A 638-nucleotide genomic window follows, 5' to 3' on the forward strand; every position below is an offset into this window, starting at 1 on the left:
GCTTGGCGACCATAGCATTATGGACCCACCTGATCCCATGCCGAACTCAGCAGTGAAACGTAATAGCGCCGATGGTAGTGTGGGGCCTCCCCATGTGAGAGTAGGACATCGCCAGGCTTCCAATTTAAGTTATCGTGCTGAACACACGGTGATTTGAGTGGAGCGGTAGTTCAGTTGGTTAGAATACCGGCCTGTCACGCCGGGGGTCGCGGGTTCGAGTCCCGTCCGCTCCGCCACTTATTCAGACAGAGTTAAGTCTTTAAAATAACTACAGGGGTGTAGCTCCAATTGGCAGAGCAGCGGATTCCAAATCCGCGTGTTGGGAGTTCGAATCTCTCCACCCCTGCCATCTTCGAAGCCTCAGTCGAAAGACTGGGGCTTTTTTGCATCTGTTGCTTCTGCGAAGCAATGTTGGAAGCTGGAGTGCCAGCCCTGTGGATCTACGGGATGCCGGCCCAGTCTCCACTGCCATCTTCAAGGCTCTAGCAGAAATGCTGGAGCCTTTTTCGTAGTGCGCCGAGCATGGCGTTGTTCTAGGAGGTGAAAGTCCTCTACGGGCTCAGTCGAGCGAGAACCGTTAGCCTATGCAAGGGTGTCCACCGTGAGGTGGGATCTGAAGGAAGCAAACGGCAAAACTT

General features: G+C 54.1%; 2 tRNA genes and 1 rRNA gene. All 3 read left to right on the forward strand.

From position 1 onward, the window contains the following. Position 1 precedes the first annotated feature (1 nt). A 5S ribosomal RNA gene (gene rrf, locus C9J03_RS26375) occupies positions 2-117 on the forward strand. A 42-nt stretch (positions 118-159) separates the two neighbouring features. Then, positions 160-236, forward strand: a tRNA-Asp gene (locus tag C9J03_RS26380). Positions 237-272: 36 nt separating this feature from the next. Continuing rightward, positions 273-349: transfer RNA gene (locus tag C9J03_RS26385), tRNA-Trp, on the forward strand. Positions 350-638 lie beyond the last annotated feature (289 nt).

Source organism: Photobacterium gaetbulicola, from assembly GCF_003025515.1.
GTDB classification, from domain to species: domain Bacteria; phylum Pseudomonadota; class Gammaproteobacteria; order Enterobacterales; family Vibrionaceae; genus Photobacterium; species Photobacterium gaetbulicola.